General features: G+C 67.5%; 18 protein-coding genes and 3 tRNA genes. 12 read left to right on the forward strand and 9 right to left on the reverse strand.

The genetic code is table 11. From position 1 onward, the window contains the following. Positions 1-13 precede the first annotated feature (13 nt). From VFQ64_RS04085 to lon, 4 genes are all read right to left on the reverse strand, one after another. Complete coding sequence (locus VFQ64_RS04085) at positions 14-1168, reverse strand: glycosyltransferase (RefSeq protein ID WP_325102017.1); 1155 nt, start codon at positions 1166-1168, stop codon at positions 14-16. Positions 1169-1420: 252 nt separating this feature from the next. After that, a tRNA-Val gene (locus tag VFQ64_RS04090) sits at positions 1421-1495 on the reverse strand. Between the two features lie 172 nt (positions 1496-1667). Continuing rightward, positions 1668-1940 carry an HU family DNA-binding protein gene (locus tag VFQ64_RS04095; RefSeq protein WP_325102018.1) on the reverse strand — a complete coding sequence of 91 codons (273 nt, stop codon included), beginning with the start codon at positions 1938-1940 and terminating at the stop codon, positions 1668-1670. 135 nt (positions 1941-2075) lie between these two features. Continuing rightward, positions 2076-4484, reverse strand: coding sequence for an endopeptidase La (gene lon, locus VFQ64_RS04100; protein WP_325102019.1), 2409 nt, complete (start codon positions 4482-4484; stop codon positions 2076-2078). Between the two features lie 187 nt (positions 4485-4671). Between lon and VFQ64_RS04105 the strand changes: the two genes are divergently transcribed. Beyond that, positions 4672-5115 carry a hypothetical protein gene (locus tag VFQ64_RS04105; protein ID WP_325102020.1) on the forward strand — a complete coding sequence of 148 codons (444 nt, stop codon included), beginning with the start codon at positions 4672-4674 and terminating at the stop codon, positions 5113-5115. Next, positions 5112-6176, forward strand: a complete 1065-nt coding sequence (locus VFQ64_RS04110) for an SGNH/GDSL hydrolase family protein (RefSeq protein ID WP_325102021.1) — start codon at positions 5112-5114, stop codon at positions 6174-6176. The genes VFQ64_RS04105 and VFQ64_RS04110 overlap by 4 nt, the downstream gene beginning before the upstream one ends. Positions 6177-6314: 138 nt before the next feature. Here the strand turns inward: VFQ64_RS04110 and VFQ64_RS04115 are convergent, their stop codons facing one another. Then, entirely contained in the window at positions 6315-6635 is a 321-nt protein-coding gene (locus tag VFQ64_RS04115; RefSeq protein WP_325102022.1) for a hypothetical protein, read from the reverse strand. Between the two features lie 71 nt (positions 6636-6706). On the opposite strand from VFQ64_RS04115, the gene VFQ64_RS04120 reads away from it, so the two are divergent. The 8 genes from VFQ64_RS04120 (at position 6707) to VFQ64_RS04155 (ending at position 13914) form a co-directional block, all read left to right on the forward strand. Beyond that, on the forward strand, positions 6707-7402 hold the full coding sequence (locus tag VFQ64_RS04120) for a DUF2490 domain-containing protein (protein WP_325102023.1): 696 nt from the start codon (positions 6707-6709) through the stop codon (positions 7400-7402). Between the two features lie 22 nt (positions 7403-7424). Next, positions 7425-7874: a MaoC family dehydratase gene (locus tag VFQ64_RS04125; RefSeq protein ID WP_325102024.1), complete on the forward strand. Its 450-nt coding sequence runs from the start codon at positions 7425-7427 to the stop codon at positions 7872-7874. A 63-nt stretch (positions 7875-7937) separates the two neighbouring features. Then, a tRNA-Gly gene (locus VFQ64_RS04130) sits at positions 7938-8011 on the forward strand. Positions 8012-8206: 195 nt separating this feature from the next. Continuing rightward, positions 8207-8470 carry a hypothetical protein gene (locus tag VFQ64_RS04135; protein WP_325102025.1) on the forward strand — a complete coding sequence of 88 codons (264 nt, stop codon included), beginning with the start codon at positions 8207-8209 and terminating at the stop codon, positions 8468-8470. 280 nt (positions 8471-8750) lie between these two features. Beyond that, positions 8751-9866: an O-antigen ligase family protein gene (locus VFQ64_RS04140; protein ID WP_325102026.1), complete on the forward strand. Its 1116-nt coding sequence runs from the start codon at positions 8751-8753 to the stop codon at positions 9864-9866. Further along, complete coding sequence (locus VFQ64_RS04145; RefSeq protein ID WP_325102027.1) at positions 9859-10536, forward strand: polysaccharide biosynthesis/export family protein; 678 nt, start codon at positions 9859-9861, stop codon at positions 10534-10536. The genes VFQ64_RS04140 and VFQ64_RS04145 overlap by 8 nt, the downstream gene beginning before the upstream one ends. Positions 10537-10546: 10 nt before the next feature. After that, positions 10547-12751: a GumC family protein gene (locus VFQ64_RS04150; RefSeq protein ID WP_325102028.1), complete on the forward strand. Its 2205-nt coding sequence runs from the start codon at positions 10547-10549 to the stop codon at positions 12749-12751. After that, positions 12748-13914 carry a hypothetical protein gene (locus tag VFQ64_RS04155; RefSeq protein ID WP_325102029.1) on the forward strand — a complete coding sequence of 389 codons (1167 nt, stop codon included), beginning with the start codon at positions 12748-12750 and terminating at the stop codon, positions 13912-13914. Before VFQ64_RS04150 ends, VFQ64_RS04155 begins: the two co-directional genes overlap by 4 nt. Here the strand turns inward: VFQ64_RS04155 and VFQ64_RS04160 are convergent. Genes VFQ64_RS04160 through VFQ64_RS04170 form a run of 3 tightly spaced genes read right to left on the reverse strand, consistent with a single transcriptional unit; the run spans position 13871 to position 16898 of the window. Beyond that, a complete protein-coding gene (locus VFQ64_RS04160; RefSeq protein WP_325102030.1) occupies positions 13871-14452 on the reverse strand; it encodes a DapH/DapD/GlmU-related protein in 582 nt (193 codons plus the stop codon). The genes VFQ64_RS04155 and VFQ64_RS04160 overlap by 44 nt on opposite strands. Beyond that, positions 14449-15555 carry a glycosyltransferase gene (locus VFQ64_RS04165; protein ID WP_325102031.1) on the reverse strand — a complete coding sequence of 369 codons (1107 nt, stop codon included), beginning with the start codon at positions 15553-15555 and terminating at the stop codon, positions 14449-14451. Before VFQ64_RS04165 ends, VFQ64_RS04160 begins: the two co-directional genes overlap by 4 nt. Continuing rightward, positions 15552-16898: an O-antigen polymerase gene (locus tag VFQ64_RS04170; RefSeq protein WP_325102032.1), complete on the reverse strand. Its 1347-nt coding sequence runs from the start codon at positions 16896-16898 to the stop codon at positions 15552-15554. Before VFQ64_RS04170 ends, VFQ64_RS04165 begins: the two co-directional genes overlap by 4 nt. 283 nt (positions 16899-17181) lie before the next feature. On the opposite strand from VFQ64_RS04170, the gene VFQ64_RS04175 reads away from it, so the two are divergent. Both VFQ64_RS04175 and VFQ64_RS04180 read left to right on the forward strand, forming a co-directional pair. Next, positions 17182-17258 (forward strand) — tRNA-Arg (locus VFQ64_RS04175). Between the two features lie 186 nt (positions 17259-17444). Next, positions 17445-18230 (forward strand): FkbM family methyltransferase, encoded by a 786-nt coding sequence (locus VFQ64_RS04180; RefSeq protein ID WP_325102033.1) that lies wholly within the window; start codon positions 17445-17447, stop codon positions 18228-18230. A gap of 296 nt (positions 18231-18526) precedes the next feature. Here VFQ64_RS04180 and VFQ64_RS04185 read toward each other — a convergent pair whose 3' ends face one another. Then, a complete protein-coding gene (locus VFQ64_RS04185) occupies positions 18527-19885 on the reverse strand; it encodes an FAD/NAD(P)-binding protein (RefSeq protein WP_325102034.1) in 1359 nt (452 codons plus the stop codon). Positions 19886-19984: the final 99 nt, after the last annotated feature.

Below are 19984 nucleotides of genomic sequence, written 5' to 3' on the forward strand. Positions count from 1 at the left end.
CCCTGATCTTGCCTTAGCCGCGCGCCACCAATCTCGCGAGATGCGTGCGCAGCTCGCGGGCGTTGCGCTCCCAGCTGAACGGGGCCGCCGCCGCGGCGACCGCCTCCGGCGCCGGGCGCTCGTCGAGCAGTTCTGCAATTGCCGCGGCAAAGGCGTGGGGCTCGCGCGCGACGATACGGCCGGCGGCGCGCGTGGTCACCAGCTCGCGCGCACCACCTGCGGCCGGAATGACGATGGGCGTGCCGCAGGCGAGCGCCTCCACCCAGGCGTTGGCCAGTCCCTCGCTGCTCGACGCCAGCGCCATCACGTCGGCGGCGGCGATCAGCGCGGGAAGTTCGGCATGGGGAACGCTGCCGAGCAGGCGGACGCGGTCGGCGACGCCCAGCCGCCGCGCCTGCGCGATCAGCGCCGCCCGGTCCGGTCCTTCGCCCGCGATCAACAGCGTGACGCCTGGCAGCGTCGCCACCGCCGCCACCACGATCTCATGACCCTTGCGCGGGATCAGCGCACCCATCGACAGCACGGTCGGTCCGCTCAGCCCGAAAGACACCTTGGCAGCGGCGCGATCGGTTGGGCGGAAGCGATCGGCGTCGATGCCGGTACGGTGGACGCTGATCCGCTCCCGGGACAGGCCGATCGCGACCATATCCGCCTTCATCGATTCCGACACGGCCAGCAGCCCGTCGGCGGCACGTCCGGCGGCACGCACCTGTGCGGCCGTGGCCGGGGCGTGCCCCCAATGGTGGATGTCGGCACCGCGCGCCTTGATTGACACCGGTACGCTATAACGCCGTCCGAGAGCGATGGCGGCCGGGCCGTCCGGAAAGAAGAAGGAGGCGTCGATCACGTCGAAGCTGAGCCGGTCCAGGAGCGGGGTGAGCGTGCGGGTCAGCAGGCCGGCATGGAAGCGGCCCTGCGTGGCGGGTAGCGCGAGGAAGCGCGGGCGATGGACATCGAGACCGCGCCACCCCTCCCGCTCGGGCAAGCCCGCGAGCGCAGCGTGGCGACCGCGCCGCAGCGGCCACGGCGGCAGGCCGACCGGGGCTATCACGGTCACCTCGGTATCCGGCTCCAGCGCGAGCCCGAGCGTCTGGCGTTCGACGAACACGCCGAAATTCGGCCGGGTCGCGTCGGGGAACAGCGTGGAAAGAGTGACGACGCGGAGCACGGTGTCCGCTTAGCTGGCAAAGGTTGCAACGCCCTCAATCCTCCCCGTTTAAGGGGCGGACGACTTGCCGGCAGAGGACGGGGCGCACCACGGGCGGCTGGCGCGCGGCCAGCTTTTCGCCGGTCCTGGCGAACGGGAAATCGCAGAACGGGCGCCGCGGCAAAGCCGCGTCGTCGAAGCTCGGCAGAGCCGAGCCCGGCCGCGCTTGCGCGTCTTGCGCGCAGCTTCGCTGGCGGCGTGCGCGCTGCGCGGTGGTGGGCGCGACAGGGATTGAACCTGTGACCCCACCCGTGTGAAGGGTGTGCTCTACCGCTGAGCTACGCGCCCGTGTCCGTCTCGGAGCATCGGAAGGCGGCCTCTTGGCAAAGGCCGCAGAGTGTGTCCAGCCTCTTGTGTAATCCGCAACGCGGCGCGGCGAAGCCGCGTCATCGGTCAATGCTACGCTACGCCGGCCGGGCTGGCGCGATGAGCGCGGATGTGGCCGCGCCCACGCTGCGCCTCAGTTCACATGATCCTTCAGCACCTTGCCCGCCTTGAACTTGGGCTGGCTGGAGGCCTTGATCGTCATCGGCTCGCCGGTGCGCGGGTTGCGGCCGGTCGACGCCTTGCGCTTCGACAGCGAGAAGGTGCCGAAGCCGACCAGCCGGACCTCGTCGCCCTTCTTGAGCGCGCCCGAGATGGTCTCGAACACCGCTTCGACCGCCTTGACAGCGTCGCCTTTGGTCAGTCCCGAATGATCGGCCACGGCGGCGATCAGCTCCTGCTTGTTCATGGTCCGACGATTCCCCGTAGATCGTTCGCCCACGCAAGAATCGCGGGCGCGTTGGTCAAGATAAAGGCGAGCGGCCTAATCTGAGTCAATCGAAATGGCCGCCCGCGCGTGCCGCTTTGCACGGGCGACCATGGATTAATGGTGAAGCTCGCCCGGCCCGGTGGTCGGGGCGCCCGCGACCACCGCCGGTGGCAACGCCGCAAGCTCGTCCGCCTCGGTCCACTCGATGGCGGTGACCGGCTCGGTCAGAGCCAGCGCCAGCACCTCGTCGACATGGCTGACCGGCACGATCTTCAGCCCGTCCTTGATGTTCTGGGGGATGTCGGCGAGGTCCTTCTCGTTCTCCTGCGGGATCAGCACCGTCTCGATGCCACCGCGCAGCGCCGCGAGCAGCTTCTCCTTCAGCCCGCCGATCGGCAGCACCCGGCCGCGCAGCGTCACCTCGCCCGTCATGGCCACCTCCCGCCGCACCGGCGTACCGGTCAGCGTCGAGACGATCGCGGTGACGATGCCAACGCCCGCCGAGGGCCCGTCCTTCGGCGTCGCGCCCTCGGGCAGGTGGATGTGGATGTCCTTGCGCTGGAACACGCTCGGCTTGATGCCATAGGTCGGCGCGCGCGCCTTGACGAAGGAGAAGGCGGTCTCGATCGATTCCTTCATGACGTCGCCCAGCGTACCGGTCAGCTTCGCCGCACCCTTGCCGGGCACGGTCACGCTCTCGATCGTCAGCAGCTCACCGCCGACCTCGGTCCACGCCAGTCCGGTAACCGCGCCGATCTGGTGCTCGGTCTCGCTCAGGCCATGCCGGTACTTCAGCACGCCCGCATAATCCGCCAGATTGTCGGGTGTGATCGTCACGCCTTGCGTTTTGCCCTCCAGGATCTGGCGCAGCGCCTTGCGCGCCAGCTTGGCGATCTCGCGCTCCAGCGTCCGCACCCCGGCCTCGCGCGTGTAGCGCTGGATCAGCGCGCGCAGGCCTTCGGTGGTCAGCGTAAACTCGCCCGGCTTCAGGCCGTGCAGTTCGATTTGCTTGGCGAGCAGGTGACGCTGCGCGATCTCGACCTTCTCGTCCTCGGTATAGCCCTCCAGCCGGATGATCTCCATCCGGTCGAGCAGCGGCTGCGGCAGGTTGAGCGTGTTGGCGGTGCACACGAACATGATGTCGGACAGATCGAGGTCGATCTCCAGATAATGATCGTTGAACTTGCCGTTCTGCTCCGGGTCGAGCACCTCCAGCAGCGCCGACGCCGGATCGCCGCGGAAATCCTGGCCCAGCTTGTCGATCTCGTCGAGCAGGAACAGCGGGTTGGCGCTGCCCGCCTTCTTGAGGTTGGTGACGATCTTGCCCGGCAGCGAGCCGATATACGTCCGCCGGTGGCCGCGAATCTCCGCCTCGTCGCGTACGCCGCCCAGCGACTGGCGCACGAACTCGCGGCCGGTCGCCTTGGCGATCGACTGGCCGAGTGAGGTCTTGCCGACGCCGGGGGGACCGACCAGGCACAGGATCGGGCCCTTCAGCCGGTTGGTGCGCGCCTGCACCGCCAGATATTCGACGATCCGGTCCTTGACCTTGTCGAGCGCATAATGGTCCTCGTCGAGCACTGCCTGCGCCGCGCCGATGTCCTTCTTCAGCTTCGACTTCTTGCCCCAGGGCAGGCCCAGCAGCACGTCGAGATAGTTGCGCACCACCGTCGCCTCGGCGCTCATCGGCGCCATCGTCTTCAGCTTCTTGAGCTCGGCGGTCGCCTTGGTGCGCGCCTCCTTCGACAGCTTGAGCGTGGCGATCTTCTGCGTCAGCTCGGCGATCTCATCGCCGTCCGACTCGTCGTCCGCATTGCCCAGCTCGCGCTGGATCGCCTTCAGCTGCTCGTTGAGGTAATATTCGCGCTGCGTCTTCTCCATCTGGCGCTTGACGCGGCTCTTGATCTTCTTCTCGACCTGCAGGACGCCGAGCTCGCCCTCCATCAGGGCGAACGCCATCTCCAGCCGCTTCTGCGGGTTGGTCTCGACCAGCAGCGCCTGCTTGTCGGCGACCTTGACCTGGATGTTGGCCATCACCGCATCGGCGAGCTTCGACGCGTCCTCGATCTCGCCCAGCTGCACGGCCGTCTCGGCGGGCATCTTGCGGTTGCCCTTAGCGTATGCCTCGAACTGGGAGACGACCGAGCGCATCAGCGCCTCGACCTCCTGGCCCTCGACCGCCTCATCTTCGACCGCGTCGATCGTGGCGGTCAGATAATCGCCGTCCTCGATCAGCTCGGCAATGCGCGCGCGCGCCCGACCCTCGACCAGCACGCGCACGGTGCCGTCGGGCAGCTTGAGCAGCTGCAGCACGGTAGCGGTGACGCCGACCTCGTGCAGGTCGGCGCGCGCGGGATCGTCCTCCGCCGCGTCGAGCTGCGCGACCAGGAAGATCTCCTTGTCGGCGCCCATCGCCGCTTCCAGCGCAGCGACGGATTTGTCGCGACCGACGAACAGCGGCACGATCATGTTGGGGAAAACAACGATGTCCCGCAGCGGCAGGACCGGGAAGCTCTGGCTCATGGATACTCCGGCGGGCTGGCCAAGGGGCCACCCCTTCGTTTCACTATATGGGGAGGATCGCCGATCCATCAATCGTCGCTTTGCCGGAGCCGCCGCAAAGCAGTACGAACCTGCATGGTTATTTCTGCTGTCCTACAACAAACGAATCGGATTAGCGGCCGGCTTCCATCAAGCAAGGAGCAGGCCCATGGCCCAAGAAGGCAAATCCATCATCGCGCCTGGAGGCGACCATATCGGCACGGTCGCCATGGCATTCGAGAATGCGGGCGGCACATCGGAAGTCGTCGATGCGGCGCATCCCCTGCCCGTCCGCCCGTCGATCGGCGGCGCGGGCTCGACCCCGCTCACCGGCACGGCCGCGGCGTCGGCGACAAACGGGCCATTCGTACCGGAGCTGGGCCGCGCGATCTGGGTGACGCTGTCGGGCAGCTGGAGCGGAACGGCGCAGCTGCTGCGCTCGGCCGATGGCGGCGCGACCAAGCTGCCGATCACCTATTCAGACGGGTCCGCCCGCGCCGCGTGGACCGGCGCCGTCAACGCGGCGGTGACCGAAGAGACCTGCGGCACCGCGACCTACTATCTCCAGTTCACCCGCAACGCCGGCACGCTCACCTATCGGGTGGAGCAATGAGCGCCGATTTCGACGCGCAGGGCCTCGCCCTGTCCGCGCGCGCATTCGCCACGAGCCGGCTCGGGCCGCAGCTGACCAACTTGAAGCCGGCAAATACACTCAAGTGGCGGCGGGGAAAGGCGCATGCCCGCGCCGGCACCCGCAACGCGCGCATCGCCTTTATCGGCGACAGCACGACCGGCGGCGTCGGCGCGATCGCCCCCTTCAACGTGCCGGAGTTGCTGGGTGCCAGGGCGAAAGCGCGCGGCTGGTCGGTTTATGCCGAGAACCTGTTCGGTTCACTCGATCAGGTAGACACGCGTTTGGTGCAGGGCGGTTGGGGCGGCTTGCTGAACACCGCCGGGGGCGCGATGCAGCATAGCAACGCGACGGGTGCGCCACTGGCGTTCACGCCGACCCAGGCCTTCGACACGATAGTGATCGCCTATCCGCGCAACGGCCCGCTCGGCTCCTTTGCCGTCAACGTCGACGGTGGCGCTTCGCTCGGCACGATCAACCAGTCCGGCAGCGCCGCGCTGATGACGACGACGTTCACGGTCTCGCTAGGCGTGCATACCGTCAATCTGACCTGGGCGGCCGGGCTCGCCTATGTGGCGTCGATCCGGACCTGCAACTCCGCCGCGAAAGGGCTGGAGATCGCGAACATGGGGATCAGCGGCGCCAAGGCGATTGACTGGATCTCTGAAGCGCAGCCTTGGGACACGCTGGCGGCGTTGAAGGCGTACGCGCCCGACCTGACGGTCATCAACCTGTGCATCAACGACATCATCAACGGGCCCACCCCGATCCCGAGCTTCACCACGTCAATGACGGCAATCGTCACGGCAGCGAAGCTGTCGGGCGACGTCGTGCTGGTGGTGCCGGAGCAGATCGGCGACTTCGCGCAGTTCCACGCCGCGATCCGGAGCCTGTCCGCCGGTCTCGACGTCGGGTTGTACGACCTCGCCGAGCGGTGGCTGGGCGTCGCCGCCGCGCCGGAGTGGATGAGCGACGGCATCCATCCGTCGGCCAGCGGCTATGCCGATATCGCCGAAGGGTTGGTACCCTTGCTGGGGGCGTGAGGCGGAGGGCGGATTCGAATCGCGCGTGGTCCGAATCCGCCCTGTGCCTACCGCAGGATCGCAGGCGGCAAGGAAGGCCGCCGCCACGATCTTAACCGCCGACCTCCTCCGGAGTGTCGACCGCCCGGGCCGGGTGGACTATAGGCGACCTTCGCCGCCGGTTACCGGGTACGAATCGCCCGATGGGCTGGAGCTATCGAAATCCTCGCCCGGATTGCCGCCGCCCGCCCCCGATCCGCTACCATGGACTTCGCCGGTAGCGGCGTCGATGTCCGGGCGACGGCCGGCGTCCGGCGGCAGGTCACGCCCATCCTCGATCACCCGGCTCGGGGCGCTCGCACCGGCCCGTTGCGCCGCAACCTCCTCGGCGACGCTATAGTCCTGCCCGGAATAGCCATCATCCCCATCGAACGGTTTCGTGCCGCGCGGGCGTTCGGGGTCGACGGGTTGATCGGACATGACGTCGAAACGGCGCGAGTGCCGAACCGTTCCGCATGACAGCGCGGCCTCGGCGGCATAGAGGCGCGCCGGTGCCCTGCCCCCTCCTCCTGCGCTGCACGTTAGTTGCGCCCCTGCTGGTCGCCGCGCCTGCCGCCGCGCAGGACGAGGACGAGCAGCTCTGGCTTCAGGTCAACACGGCTGTTCCGCTCGGCCGGGACGTGCGACTGACGCTGGAACAGATCGCGCGGGTCGGCGACCGCGCCGGCGGGCTGTTCCAGACCGAGTTCGGCGGCATCCTGGGCTACAAGGTCGCGTCCAACGTCGAGCTGGGCCTCGGCTATCGCAAGGTCGGCATGCATAAAGGCACAACCGCCGCGAATGAAGACCGGCTGCGTCAGCAGATCGTCGGCACGTTCGGCGCGGTGGTGACGCGGTTGCGGCTGGATGCACGCTTCCATCCGGGCGGGAACGAGATCGGGTTCCGCATCCGGCCGCTGGTCCGCTACAATCACCGGCTCGGGGCGGGACGGCCAGCGCTGTTCGTCAGCCATGAGAGTTTCTACCTGCCCAATACCACACGGTGGGGACAGCGGCGCGGCTATGAGCGGATGCGCAACATCATCGGTGTGGCGATGCCGCTGGGACGACAGGTCGCCGCCGATATCGGTTACCTCAACCAGTATCGGCTCGCGAGCGATGACGCGCGGGCGCAGGTCGATCACGCGCTCACCATCCAGCTGTCGATCAACCTCGGCGCGGGCGAGACCCCGCCCGCGGACGACTGAGCGAACAAAAGGGAGAAGCGAGTTGGCGGGACTGTATTTCGAGGAGTTCGCGGTCGGCATGCGCTTTCGGCACGAGGTGCGGCGCACGGTCCTGGAGATGGACAATATGCTGTTCTCCTCGCTCACCTTCAATCCGGCGCCGCTCCATATCGACCACGCCTATGCGGCGGGTACGGAGTTCGGCCGGCCGCTGATCAACTCGCTGTTCACGCTCGGGCTGGTGATCGGCCTGTCGGTGCAGGACACCACCTTCGGCACCACCGTCGCCAATCTGGGCATGACCGAGACGAGCTTCCCCAGGCCGGTGTTCGCGGGCGATACGATCCGCGCCGAGACGGTGGTGACCGAGCTGCGCCCGTCGAAGTCGCGGCCGGGCCAGGGCATCGTCACCTTTGAGCATCTCGGCCTCAACCAACGCGATGAGCTGATCTGCCGCACCCTGCGCGGCGCGCTGATGCTGTCGCGGCCGTGACCTGCTCGCGAACTGCATGGGCATTGACCGCGAGAGCGCCGGTATGTCACTGAGGATGCCGTCGCGGGTGTAGCTCAATGGTAGAGCAGAAGCTTCCCAAGCTTACGACGAGGGTTCGATTCCCTTCACCCGCTCCAGTGTTGCAGTGATTGACGAACCCTCGTTTGTGGTTCGATTCCTTTCGGCCGCTCCACATCGGCGCTGTGGCTTTTTGGTACCCGGCCCCAAAATACTTTGCTGCAATGCAGCTAATTAACCCTTCCGGCGTATTTTGAATCTTGCTATGTGAGGGCCGGCCTAATAAGCTCGGTCAAGTACAAAGGAATATGACCATGCGCGGATCGACCATCATTCAGATTGCTGCCGCCGCCGCCCTGGCCGCGACTCCTGCCATTGCCGGCGCCGCGCCGCTGCGTTCGGCCTCGTCCCTGCCGACGACGTCCACCGCCGATTATGCTTCGGCACAGCGCGCATCGACCCCGGTCGAGGGTGAGTCGGAGCTGTTCGGACTGGGGGTTCTCGCCGCGCTCGGGATCTTCACGACCATCGTGATCATCGTGATCGTAGCCAGCAGCGGTAACAATAGCCCGGGCTGATCGGACGGTTAGAACGTCTGACGCACAGGCTGCCATGGCTGTCGCGCGTGGGCCTTCGTGGCTCGAGACGTATTCTGATTTCAAACTTCCTGCTCTGCTTCTCGCCGTTTCCGTTCTGATCGGAGGCGGCGGGTCGCCGGCGCCTGCGATGGAGGCGCTGGTGGAGTTTGTCGCGCTTGCCATTTTGGGCTTGAGCGTGGCGGGTTCCTTCCGCCCGATGGCGATGATGCGGCACGACTCGCGCTGGTCGGTCCTGATACTTGCCGTTCTCGTATTTCCGGTGCTTCAACTCGTCCCCCTGCCCCCTGCCGTATGGACGCAGTTCCCGGGACGCGAGGCAGGAGCGGAGGCTCTCGCCGCGGTCGGTCGCGCCGACGCGTGGCAAAGCTGGTCCATCCTCCCCGACGGCGGCGTGGCCGCGCTGCTCGCGCTGATACCCGCTATCGTCATCGCCCTGCTGGTTGCCCGGATGCCGCTCGCGGGTCGGGTGCGCCTGGTGGCGTGGCTCGCGATCCTCGGCGGACTTTCGGCGCTGGTCGGTGTGCTGCAGTTCATCCGCGGCTTCGATCGCCCGCTCAGCCTGTGGGCGGACGTGCATCGCGGCTGGGGGATCGGCTTTTTCGCCAATCGCAACGCACAGGCCGATCTGATCGCCATCGCGTTGATCGCGGGCGTACTGCTGGCGCATCGGTATCGCGACCGTCTCGACCCGCTGGCCGCGCGCGCGGCCGTCGCGACCGCCCTGCTGCTCGGCCTCATCGCCGGGATCGCCACCGGCTCGCGGATGGGTATCGCGGTGCTGACCATCCCGGTGGCGCTGGCGATCGCGCTCTCCGGGCGGCGCGCGCCGGGACTCACGGCGGCGTTGGCCGGCGCCGCCGCGCTGCTTCTCCTCGGCGGCACCGCCCTGGATCGGGTCACCGATCGGGCGAGCGATCCAGGCAACCGGGTCGAGATTTGGGGCGATAGCTGGCAGGTCGCGCGCGACGTCGCGCCGATCGGCGCCGGCATGGGCAGCTTCGTGCCCCTTTACATGACGGCGGAGCGCCTGGAACACGTCCAGCGGACGATCGCCAACCGGGCCCACAACGATTATCTCGAACTCGCGATCGAGGGCGGTTTGCCGGCACTGGCGCTCCTCGCCGCAGTGCTGGCCTTCGTGGCCGTGCGCGCGTGGCGGGGGTGGCGTGATCCCGATCCCGACCGGCGTCTGCTGGCGCGTTTCGCCGGACTGGTCGCGCTTGTTTTCGCAGTTCACGCAACGGTGGATTATCCGCTGCGCACCCTGACGCTCCTGACAATCGCCGGTTTGGCGATGGGAGGGCTTGCGTTCGCGCCGTCCCGCCCACAGGAGGGCGAGCAAGTACAAGGCGCTGGGGGTTCACAGCATGCGTAGGTTTATCACGGCGACGTTGCTGCTGATGTTGGCGGCTTGCTCGTCGCCGCGCTCGAACCTGCCCGCAGGTCCCGCGGCTTATGACGTCATACCCGCGCCGACCGGCAATACGCTGACGGATTATCGCATCAACGCGCTGGATGAGCTCTCGATCACCGTCTTTCGCGAGCCGGAGCTGTCGATCGAGCGGCTGCGCGTCGACGCGGCCGGCATCGTTCAGTATCCGCTGATCGGTACCGTCCGCGCCGCCGGCCGGACGGCGGTGGAGCTGTCGTCGGAGATCACCGCCCGGCTCGACGCACGCTTCGTCCGCAATCCTCAGGTCACGGTGGCGGTGCTCTCGTCACAGGGGCAGCGCGTTACCGTGGAGGGGAGCGTCCGCGCACCCGGCGTGTACGAGATGGGCGGCAACGCCACGCTGCTCGAAGCACTGGCGCGGGCGCAAAGCCCGACCGACACCGCCAAGCTCGGCGAGGTAGTCGTCTTTCGCGTCGTCGAAGGCCAGCGCATGGGCGCGGTGTTCGATCTGCGACGCATCCGCGCTGGGTTGGATGCCGACCCACGCATCGTCGGGGGCGATACGGTGGTCGTCGGCTTCAATCAGGTTAAGGGTGCGTTCCGTGATTTCCTGAGCGCGGCGCCGCTGCTAACCCTCTTCCAAGTGTTTTGAGGAACTCGCCGTGAACGCCCCCATACCTCGCGGCTTCATCCCCGACCGCGCCGAAGATCCGGTGGCGCCCGTTTCGCAGATGACGCCCGTCGAGGCGGAAGGGCGCTCAGGGTTCGATCTGCACACTTTGATGGCGTTGCTGCGACGCAACCTGTTGCTGATCCTGGTCACGATCAGCGCCGCGATCGCGGTGGGACTGATCCTGACGCTGCTCAGCACCCCGAAATACGTCGCCACTTCGCGCATCCAGATCGAGCAGCAGGTCGAGCGCGTGCTCGCAACCGAGGACACCCAAGCGCCGCCGGCGCAGGATACCGAGCGTTTCCTCCAGACCCAGACGGACGTCCTGCGGAGCCGCTCGACGGCGATCGGCGTGGCGCAATCGCTTAAATTGTTCGGCAATGCCGCCTTTCACAACGCGATGGGCATCGGCCCGCCCCAAGGCACGGCGAACAACCCTTCGGAGCGCGAGACGGTAATCGGCCAGCTCCGCAAGAACATGGCGATCACGCTGCCGCGCAACTCCCGGATCGTGTCGCTTGCCTTCGAGGCGCAGGACCCGAACACCGCGGCATCGGTGGCCAATGCCTATGCGCAGGTGTTCATCACCAGCAACCTGCAGCGTAAATTCTCCAGTTCCGCCTATGCGCGTGACTTCCTGGCTGGCCAGCTGGTCGAGGCCAAGGCGCGGCTCGAAGGGTCGGAACGCGAGCTCAACGGCTATGCGCGCGCCGCCGGGCTGATCGCGACGCGGCCTTCGCTGAGCGCGAGCGGCACCAGCGGCACCGGCTCGCAGTCGGTCACCACCGCCAACCTCCAACAGCTGAACGACAGCTACAATACGGCCAAGGCGGCGCGGATCGAGGCGGAGCAGCGGTGGCGCAACGCGTCCTCGACGCCATTGATGAGCCTGCCCGACGTGCTCGGCACCGGCGCCATCCAGAACCTCTTGCAGCAACGCGCCGGCCTGACTGCCGAGGTCCGGCTGGCGCGTGAACGCTATCGGGGCGAATACCCGCTGGTGCAGGAGAAGACCGGTCAGCTGCAGGAGGTGAACGCCCAGATCCAGCAGCTTGCCGGCAACGTCCGGGATTCGATCCGCAACCGTTACGAGATCGCGCTTCAGCAGGAGCGGTCGCTGGCCGCCGAGGTCAGCGGATTGAAGGAGGAGACGCTGGGCGAGCAGGATCGCAGCGTCCGCTTCACCATCCTGGCGCGCGAAGTCGACACCAACCGCACCATGTATGACGGGCTGTTGCAGCGCTTCAAGGAACTGAGCGCGGCTGCGGGTATCGCCTCCAATAACATCTCTATCGTCGATTCCGCGGAGGCGCCGCTGGGGCCATCGTCGCCCAACCTGCCCTTCAACCTGGCGGTGTCGCTGCTGCTGGGCGCGGTCCTGGCGGGCGCGCTGGTGGTGGCGCGCGAGCAGATCGACGACGCGGTGCGCAGCCCGAGCGATCTGGAGCGCAAGCTAAACCTCGCCACCCTGGGCGTCGTGCCCCGGTTGCCCGCCGGCGCCAACGTCTCGGGCGAGCTGCACGCGCCCAAGACGCCGATCGCCGAGGCCTACAACGCGCTGCGCAGCAACCTGCTCTACTCGACCCCGCAAGGCTTGCCGCGTTCCATTCTCGTCACCAGTACGCAGGCGGGCGAGGGCAAGAGCACGACCAGCGTCGCGGTCGCGACCGGCTTTGCAAAGCTGGGCCGGCGGGTAGTGCTGGTCGACGGCGACTTGCGTCGTCCGTCGCTGCACCGGATCCTGGGCGGCGCCACCGAACATGGGCTGTCGGATCTGCTGATCGGTCAGGCGAGCGTCGCCGACGTTGCGAAACCGATCGAGGACGAGGGCTTCTGGCTAATCACCGCCGGACCGTTGCCGCCCAACCCCACCGACCTGCTGTCCGGCGGCCGCATGGCCGAGGTCTTGCGCGGGCTGGAGGAGAGCTTCGACCTGGTCGTGGTCGACGGTCCGCCGGTGCTGGGGCTCGCCGACGCGCCGATGCTGGCAGCGACCACGCGGGCGGTGCTGTTCGTGATCGAGGCCAATCGCGGCCTGCGCGGACGGACCAAGACTGCGCTGCGCCGGCTGCGCCTCAATAACGCCACTGTCCTCGGCGCGCTGCTGACCAAGTTCGAAGCCAAGAAGGCCGGCCTCGACCAATATTACGGCTATAACTATTACAGCTATGGCGAGGGCAAGGACGCCGCGTGAAGGCCGCCGCGCGCGTCGCGGGTTGGTGGGCGCTGATCGCGCTGGCGGCGCTGGCGTGCCTGTGGAGCACCGCCGATCTGCTGGCGCGGCAAGGCGCGCTCCTGGGCCTGCCGGCGCCGCTGCTGACCGGCGGCAGCGCGCTGACCGCGCGTGCCTGGCAGGCCTATCGCGGCGGTGACATGGCGGGGGCACAGGCGCTTGCGGACGAGGCCTTGGAACGCCGCCCGGTCGATGCGGCCACGCTGCGCGTCGCCGGGCTGACCGCGATCGCTGCCGGCGACGGTCGCCGCGGCGACGCGCTGATGCGGCTGGCGGGCGGGGCCGGCTGGCGCGACCTGCCGACGCAGCTTTACTGGGCCGAAGTTGCGATGAACGCCGGTGCCTGGGATGTCGCCGCCGAGCGGCTGGACGCGGTCGCGCGGATGATGCCGACCAATCCGCGCGGGCGGGCGCTGCTGTTGCGGATGGAGGCGCGACCCGCCGGCCGCGCGGCGCTGGCGCGGCGGCTCGCGATCCCGAATATCTGGGCGCCGGTCCATCTTACCGACATCGCGGGGCTGGATGCCGCCGCATTGGACGCGCGTGTCGCCATGCTGCAGGCGGCGCGGCAGGCCGGCGTCGCGTATGACGATGCCGTGCTTTACCGGCTGGAGGCGGCGCTGCTCGGGCGCGGGCGCTCCGATCTGGCGCTACGCCTGCGGCCCCGCCCGCGGGGCCAGTGGATCAATCCGTTCGAGCTGGCGTCGAGTGCCGGTCCCGGGCCCTTCGGCTGGGTGCTGGAGGCGGCCCCGGGCCTCGACGCCACGATCGAGCCGCGCGGCCGCGGCCGGGCGCTGCACGTCCTCGCCAGCGGACCCGGCCTGCTGCCGTTCGCCAGTCAGACGACCCTGCTGCCACCCGGCCGCGCCCGCTTCGCGGTCACCGTCCAGGGGGCCAAGTCGCCGATGCCGCTGGTCGCGACGATCGGCTGCTCGGACGGTTCGGCGGCGACCGTGGTGCAGGAAGCGCCGACACCGGACCGCTACGCCGCGCGGCTGACGGTGCCGGTCGGCTGCCGCACCCAGCGGCTCATCTTGTCGGTGACCGGCGAAGAGGCGCGGCGCGGCGCCGATCTGTGGCTTAGCGCGCCGACGCTGGCGCCGATCGCAACCGGCGCTCCTTGATCCACGCCGCCGGGTTGCCGCGATAGACCCCCTTCGCGCGCGCGTTCTCGAACAGCGCCGCGCGCGCCGCGACCACCGCGCCGTCGCCGACGCTGACCCCCGGCCCGACGAAAGCCTCGGCGGCGATCCAGCACCCCTCCCCGACCGTGATCGGCCGCACCACCAGCTGGAACTGCGGATCGGCGATGTCGTGGGTCGACGCGCACAGATAGGCGCCCTGCGACACCACCGACCGCGCGCCGATCGCGATCCGGCCCTGGTTGTAAAGCTGCACCCCAGGCCCGACTAGCGCGTCGGCACCGAGCGTCAGGTTGGGCGGATACCAGACGCGCACGCTGGCATGGACCCGGGCGCCGGGTGCGAGCCGCGCGCCGAACAGCCGCAGCACCAGCCGCCGCCAGCCGTGCAGCGGTGGCGGCGTCCATCGCGCCAGCACCAGCCACCCTACCCCCCACGCCACGCGGAACAGGCGGTTACCGAGCGAGAAGCTCGCCCCGGCGGCGGGCGCACCCTGCCCGGCCGCGTCGAGCACCTTCATACGGTGAAGCGCCGATAGGCATCGATCCACCGCGCCGCCACCGTGGCCGCGGAAAACGGCCCCGCCGCGAGCGCCAACGCCGCCGTCGAACGTTCGCGCCACGCATCGTCGCTCATCGCCAGGACCGCCGCCAGCGCCGCGCCGATCGAGGCCGGTTCGTGCCCGCACGCGATCGCCGCGCCCGCCTCGAAGCCCTCGGACAGGTTGCAGTCGGTCGTCATGATCGTCGGCGTCCCCGCCGCCCAGGCCTCCAGCACCACCATCGGCAACCCTTCGCTGAACGACGGCAGCACCAGCGCGCGCGCCTCGTCCAGCAGCTTCGCCTTGGCCGCGCCGTGCATCGCGCCGACGAAGCGCACCGAGGAATCGCCCGCCGCCGCGACCGTCGCCTCCAGCGCCGCCACATCCGCCGCCGCGCCCCAGCCCGCGATGGTCAGCCGCGCGTCGGTGGGGGCGAGACCGCGCCAAGCCGCGATCAGCGCTTCCAGGTTCTTTTTGGGATGGATGCGGCCGAGATAGACCAGATCGCGCGACGGCGCCCCGCGCGCCGGACCCGCCGCCGGCGCGGCGTTGGGGATGACCAGGCTGTCGGTCCGCCGCGCCTCGCTGGCGATGTCCCCCGCCTCCATCTTGGTCAGCGCATGCAGCGCCGCCGCCCGATGCCAGCTCGCGCGCTCATAGCCGAATCGGGCCAGCGCCTTCTTGCCCTGCCCGCGCGCGGTGATCCACGGGTCGAGCATGCCGTGCGGCGAGATGATATACGGCTTGTCCGTTGCCGTCGCCCAGCGTTCGCCGGCGCGCGACGGGTACATCCAGATGCCGTGGAGGTGGAGCAGGTCGAGCTCGGCCGCGACCAGCGCCGCCGTCATTCCCGGCGCCCAGCCGATTTGGCGCGGCCCACGCACCGCGAAATGATGCACCGGCGCATCCCCGAACCGCCCCCGGTCCCGTACGGCATGTTCATCGTCGAGCGCGAAGACGACCGCCTCGCCACCGCAGTCCCGGATCAATGCCGCCTGCTGCACCACCGCCTCGAACACCCCGCCACCGGCGCGCGACGCCGACGCGGTGAGCAGCCCGATGCGCAGCCCCGCCAGGGTCACCCGAGCGCCGGCTTCGGCATCACGGCGGTTTGCGGATCAGGGCGAAGCCTGCTCAGGCCCCACCAGATCAGCACCGGGATCAGTGGGAAAAAAGACGTCTTCGCTACCGTGACGATGGCGCCGTCGCGAAAACATTGCAGTGCGACGGGCATGAACAGCATGAACAACGCGACCTTGGGCCAATCCTGATTGGATGCGACGAACAGATTATAGACGCGACCATAGAACCACGCGAACGCGGCCGTCCACAAGACTACGCCGATCCAGCCGAGCGCCCGCCAGCCCTCACCCGGTATCGCCATAGACGCGCCGATCGAGTTGCCATAGCGCCAGATGAACAGCCGCTCGAAAGGAGCGCCTTGCGGCTTTCCCGGCCACAGCACACGCGGGACTGGTTCAGTGAATAGCTGAAAGTTGTTGAGAAAATAGTCGTAGGTGCCCGTCTTCGCCGGAACGGTATGAACCATGTATTCGAAGAACTCCATGTTGCCATAGTCCATGGACTCCAACGGGCGCTGGGAGAAATACTCGGTGTCCACCCGCTCGGCCTGCTGCCCGGAGGTGAGTTGGCGGATGAACTTGCCGCGGTCCTCGCCGATGACGGTAAACAGGGCGATCAACGGCACAGCGGCCACGAACAGGGACTTGGGGGGCCAACGGTGGCGATGCTCCCAAGCCCAAAGGCTTGCAGCTGAGAAGACGGCCATGACGAACGGCCAGCGCGTCCCGGTCCCCGCCCTCGCGACGATGAAGACCAGCAACGGCAACAGCGACCACCAGCGGAACCGCCCCGTCCAGGCGATCAGGACAGCGATCGGCCCGAGCATCAGACCTATATCTGTGAAATATCCGTTGCCGGTGGTGTTGATGGTGGCGCCGGTCTCCGCGTTGTTGATCATCGTACTGACGCCGATATCTCGGCTCCGAAACGTGGAAATAAAGGAGGCAAGAGCCGGCGGCAGGCAAATGATAAGCATGAACCAGAATGCCAGGTTGAAGCGCGGCGGGTTGGCACCCTCAGTCCTGCCTGCACGCGTCATCGGCAGATTGCCGACTCGTACACTCACAATGACGAATACAGCCAACGCGAGGTTGGCAGCGACGAGCACCGTCACCTTATCGCCCCAGGTCGGCTGGAATCCCAGCGCGGGGTACAATTTGTCATACTGCAGAATGTGCGCCAGCACCGGTCTGATCGCGAACAGGATACCGTGGAACAGGAGGTAGTGGGTCAAAGGATGATAGATCGAGGCAAGCTTGTGCCGGGACCACCAGACGACAATTGCCGCCCAGAACAGCACGCCGGCGAGGAGCAGAAACTCGTATAGGACAGGGCCGATCATCGCTGTGGCTTTACAGGGGGACGGCGATGCTGGGAGCCAAAATCGCCGTGCCATGCGGAATATGTGGGAAATTGATCCAGGCGTCCGCGTGGTACGGCGGCGTGTCGGCGATGCGACTGGCGCGGACGGCGAGTTCGCCTATCAAGGGGCTGAGTCACAGGATCGGCATGGTCGGTCGGCGGCGCATGGCCATGGCTTAGAGGAACCCGGCCGCGCCGCCCACGGTTTTCGTCCGCCATCTCCCGGTTCCGCCGCCGCGCGAATCCCGCTACGCACCGTCCGGGCGCCCGTAGCTCAGCTGGATAGAGCACGTGCCTTCTAAGCTCGTGGTCGCAGGTTCGAGTCCTGCCGGGCGCGCCAATTTCATGCGAGACGCTCTTTGGTTAAGCTATGTTTTAAGCTCACCACAGGGAGCGATCATCAAGAGCTCGCCAGTGGGCGTCGTGCGTTGACATACCAAAGACTACCGGCTCTGCTCGGATACGGGACAAGCCATCGGCAATCAGTCGACCGGCGGACCTCCTATGTTCTGGAGTTCGGGGCGACATGGCGGCACTTTTTCGCAGGGTGAGCAACAAGGCGCAACGCATGTTAGGTGTTCAGATTGAGCGCCGGACTTCGCCCTTGCAGGCAACTTGGAAGGCCCTTCTTTTAGCTAAGAGTTCCAGAGGTATAGAGAGCGACGAGGAGTCCTTCGTTGCGCTTTGCAAAGCCAACTTTGCACAGAGCCACTCGCAACTTTTTCAGGATATCTTCGTGTTATTCGAGTTGGGTAAGATACGCGAAGGGTACTTCGTGGAATTCGGCGCGACGGATGGCGATTACTTGAGCAACACTCATCTACTTGAGTATGAGTATGGGTGGCGGGGGATACTCGCTGAACCTGCTCGAGCATGGCACGAGAGTTTGCGTCGTAACCGCAACTGTGCAGTCGAGACACGCTGTGTCACGGCGAGTTCTAATGAGACAGTCACTTTCAATCAGACTGACTGGCTAGAGATTTCAACAATCGACAAATTGTCAGCGAGCGACATGCACGCCGCTCAAAGGGTCAACGGAAAGCGTTATCAGGTAGATACAATATCTCTCAATGATTTGCTTGCTGAGAATGATGCTCCTCCGGGCTTTGATTATCTTTCGGTTGACACTGAAGGGTCGGAACTAGATATCTTGTCTGCATTCGATCTTCAGCGATACCGCCCTTCAGTGATCACGGTTGAGCATAACTATACAAGCAATCGGAAAAGGATTTACGATCTGCTCACCGGTAATGGCTATGCACGAAAATTCGAACGACTCTCTTTGTTCGATGACTGGTACGTTCGCGCATGACGGCGCCTGCTTAGCGCAACGTCGCTGAGAGGGCGGCGGTGGACTCGCTCGGTTCGGTCAGCTTTGCCGCCGAAATCGGGTCGTGACGTAGACGAGGAGGTCGCTTGCGCCGTGGTGGATGCGATGCGCTGCTTCGCCAAGACCGTTCGCACCCGCTCCGAAGGCGATGTCCAAGTGGCTGAACATGATCCTGGCTCCGCAACTCGCTTACCCGGCGGACGCCGGTGGCCAGCCGGCCGCGCCGCGGAATGGCCCACGACGTCCGTCAGAGATGCTCTAGCCAAGCTGGAGCAACGCTAAAGCCCCTCGCCTCCGACCCAGTTGGCGTTCGCCAGCCGGCGCGCCAGGTCCCAGGCATGGCGGCGGAGATCGGGAACGGCGACGACCTCCCACAGCCCACCGCGCGTCATCGGGCCGATGCAGTAGAGGCTATCGTCCGCCGAGCCGTCGCGCGCCACCACGCGCGAGCGGGTGTCGACCTCCAGCCCCAGCCGCAGCGGGTCGGGCCGGATCGCGCCGCGTTCGCGCAGCACCCGCAACAGCGGCTCGGTGGTGCGGGTCAGGTCCCCCTGCGGTCCCGTGCAATTGACCACCCGCGCGGCGATCGTCGTCATCACCTGTTCGCCGCGGCGTGGTCGCCAGCTGAGGCGCAGCGCCGCGCCGTCCGCGACGCACCCCTGGACCTTGCCCGCGACGAAACGCAGCCGCCCGGCCGCGACCATCTGGTCGATGCGCGCGGCGACGGCGGGCGCCAGACGATGGCGATGCACGTCCCAGAACGGACGCAGATGCCGCAGGAAACGCGCGCGGACCACGGCGTCGCTGGCCGCCCACAGCCGCTGGGTGACGGGGCGATAGGCGTCCACCGCCGCCCGCCAGCCGACCTCCGCCGCGTCGGCACGCGTCGCCGCGACCAGGCGCGACAGCGGCTCGGCGGGCGGATTGGCGAGGCCCTTCGTCGGCGCCAGCCCGTCACGATGGCGACGCGGGCTGAGGCCGCGCCGCGACAGCGCGATGATCCGGCCCGCGAAGCCCGCAGCGTCGAGCTGCAGCGCCGCGTCGATCGCGGTCAGCCCGGTGCCGAGCAGGACCACCGTGTCGCCCTCGCCCACCCCTTCCGCCAGATCAGCGCGCCAGGGATCGCCCACATACCATCTGGGCGACAGCGCATCCGGGTCGATACCTGGCGGCGCGTGCGGTGGCAGGTTGCCGGTGGCGAGGACGACGGCGTCCGCCGCGATCGTGCTTCCGTCGGCGAGCAACACCGCTCGCTCGCTCCCGGTGCGCAGGTCGATAGCCTCGCCCGCGACCAAGGCGAGCCGGTCCTCCCGCCCCCGGCGCACCGTGGCCAACGTCTCGCGCAGATAGGCACCGTACAGCGTACGCGCTACGAAATCCTGGCCAGCGCCCTCGCCGCGCGCCGCGACCCAGCGGGCGAAATGCTCGGGCTCGTCGGGAAAGGCGCTCATGCCGGCGGCGCGGACGTTGAGCAGGTGGCTGGGATGCGCGGCGCTATAGGCGACGCCGCGGCCCAATTGCGAACGCCTGCGCTCAAGCAGCGTCGCACGCGGCCCGTCGTGGCGCAGCAGGTTGATCGCCAGCAGTGTGCCCGAAAAGCCGCCACCCACGATGACGAGGTGCTCGTCGGGGCTCATCGTAATGCTCGGTTGAAACTACGCCCGTTCGTCCTGAGGAGCTGCTGAGCGAAGCGGAAGCGGCGTCTCGAAGGACATGTTGGTTCGAGACGAGGCTTC

Origin of the sequence: Sphingomonas sp. (genome assembly GCF_035714405.1) — a bacterium.
GTDB lineage: Bacteria > Pseudomonadota > Alphaproteobacteria > Sphingomonadales > Sphingomonadaceae > Sphingomonas.

Bases quoted from the DNA above. Each gene is read 5' to 3' on its own strand.
- VFQ64_RS04105 (WP_325102020.1), top strand. From the start codon at position 4,672: ATGGCCCAAGAAGGCAAATCCATCATCGCGCCTGGAGGCGACCATATC.
- VFQ64_RS04095 (WP_325102018.1), bottom strand. From the start codon at position 1,940: ATGAACAAGCAGGAGCTGATCGCCGCCGTGGCCGATCATTCGGGACTG.
- VFQ64_RS04135 (WP_325102025.1), top strand. From the start codon at position 8,207: ATGCGCGGATCGACCATCATTCAGATTGCTGCCGCCGCCGCCCTGGCC.
- VFQ64_RS04110 (WP_325102021.1), top strand. From the start codon at position 5,112: ATGAGCGCCGATTTCGACGCGCAGGGCCTCGCCCTGTCCGCGCGCGCA.
- VFQ64_RS04170 (WP_325102032.1), bottom strand. From the start codon at position 16,898: ATGATCGGCCCTGTCCTATACGAGTTTCTGCTCCTCGCCGGCGTGCTG.
- VFQ64_RS04180 (WP_325102033.1), top strand. From the start codon at position 17,445: ATGGCGGCACTTTTTCGCAGGGTGAGCAACAAGGCGCAACGCATGTTA.
- lon (WP_325102019.1), bottom strand. From the start codon at position 4,484: ATGAGCCAGAGCTTCCCGGTCCTGCCGCTGCGGGACATCGTTGTTTTC.
- VFQ64_RS04185 (WP_325102034.1), bottom strand. From the start codon at position 19,885: ATGAGCCCCGACGAGCACCTCGTCATCGTGGGTGGCGGCTTTTCGGGC.
- VFQ64_RS04160 (WP_325102030.1), bottom strand. From the start codon at position 14,452: ATGAAGGTGCTCGACGCGGCCGGGCAGGGTGCGCCCGCCGCCGGGGCG.
- VFQ64_RS04115 (WP_325102022.1), bottom strand. From the start codon at position 6,635: ATGTCCGATCAACCCGTCGACCCCGAACGCCCGCGCGGCACGAAACCG.
- VFQ64_RS04145 (WP_325102027.1), top strand. From the start codon at position 9,859: ATGCGTAGGTTTATCACGGCGACGTTGCTGCTGATGTTGGCGGCTTGC.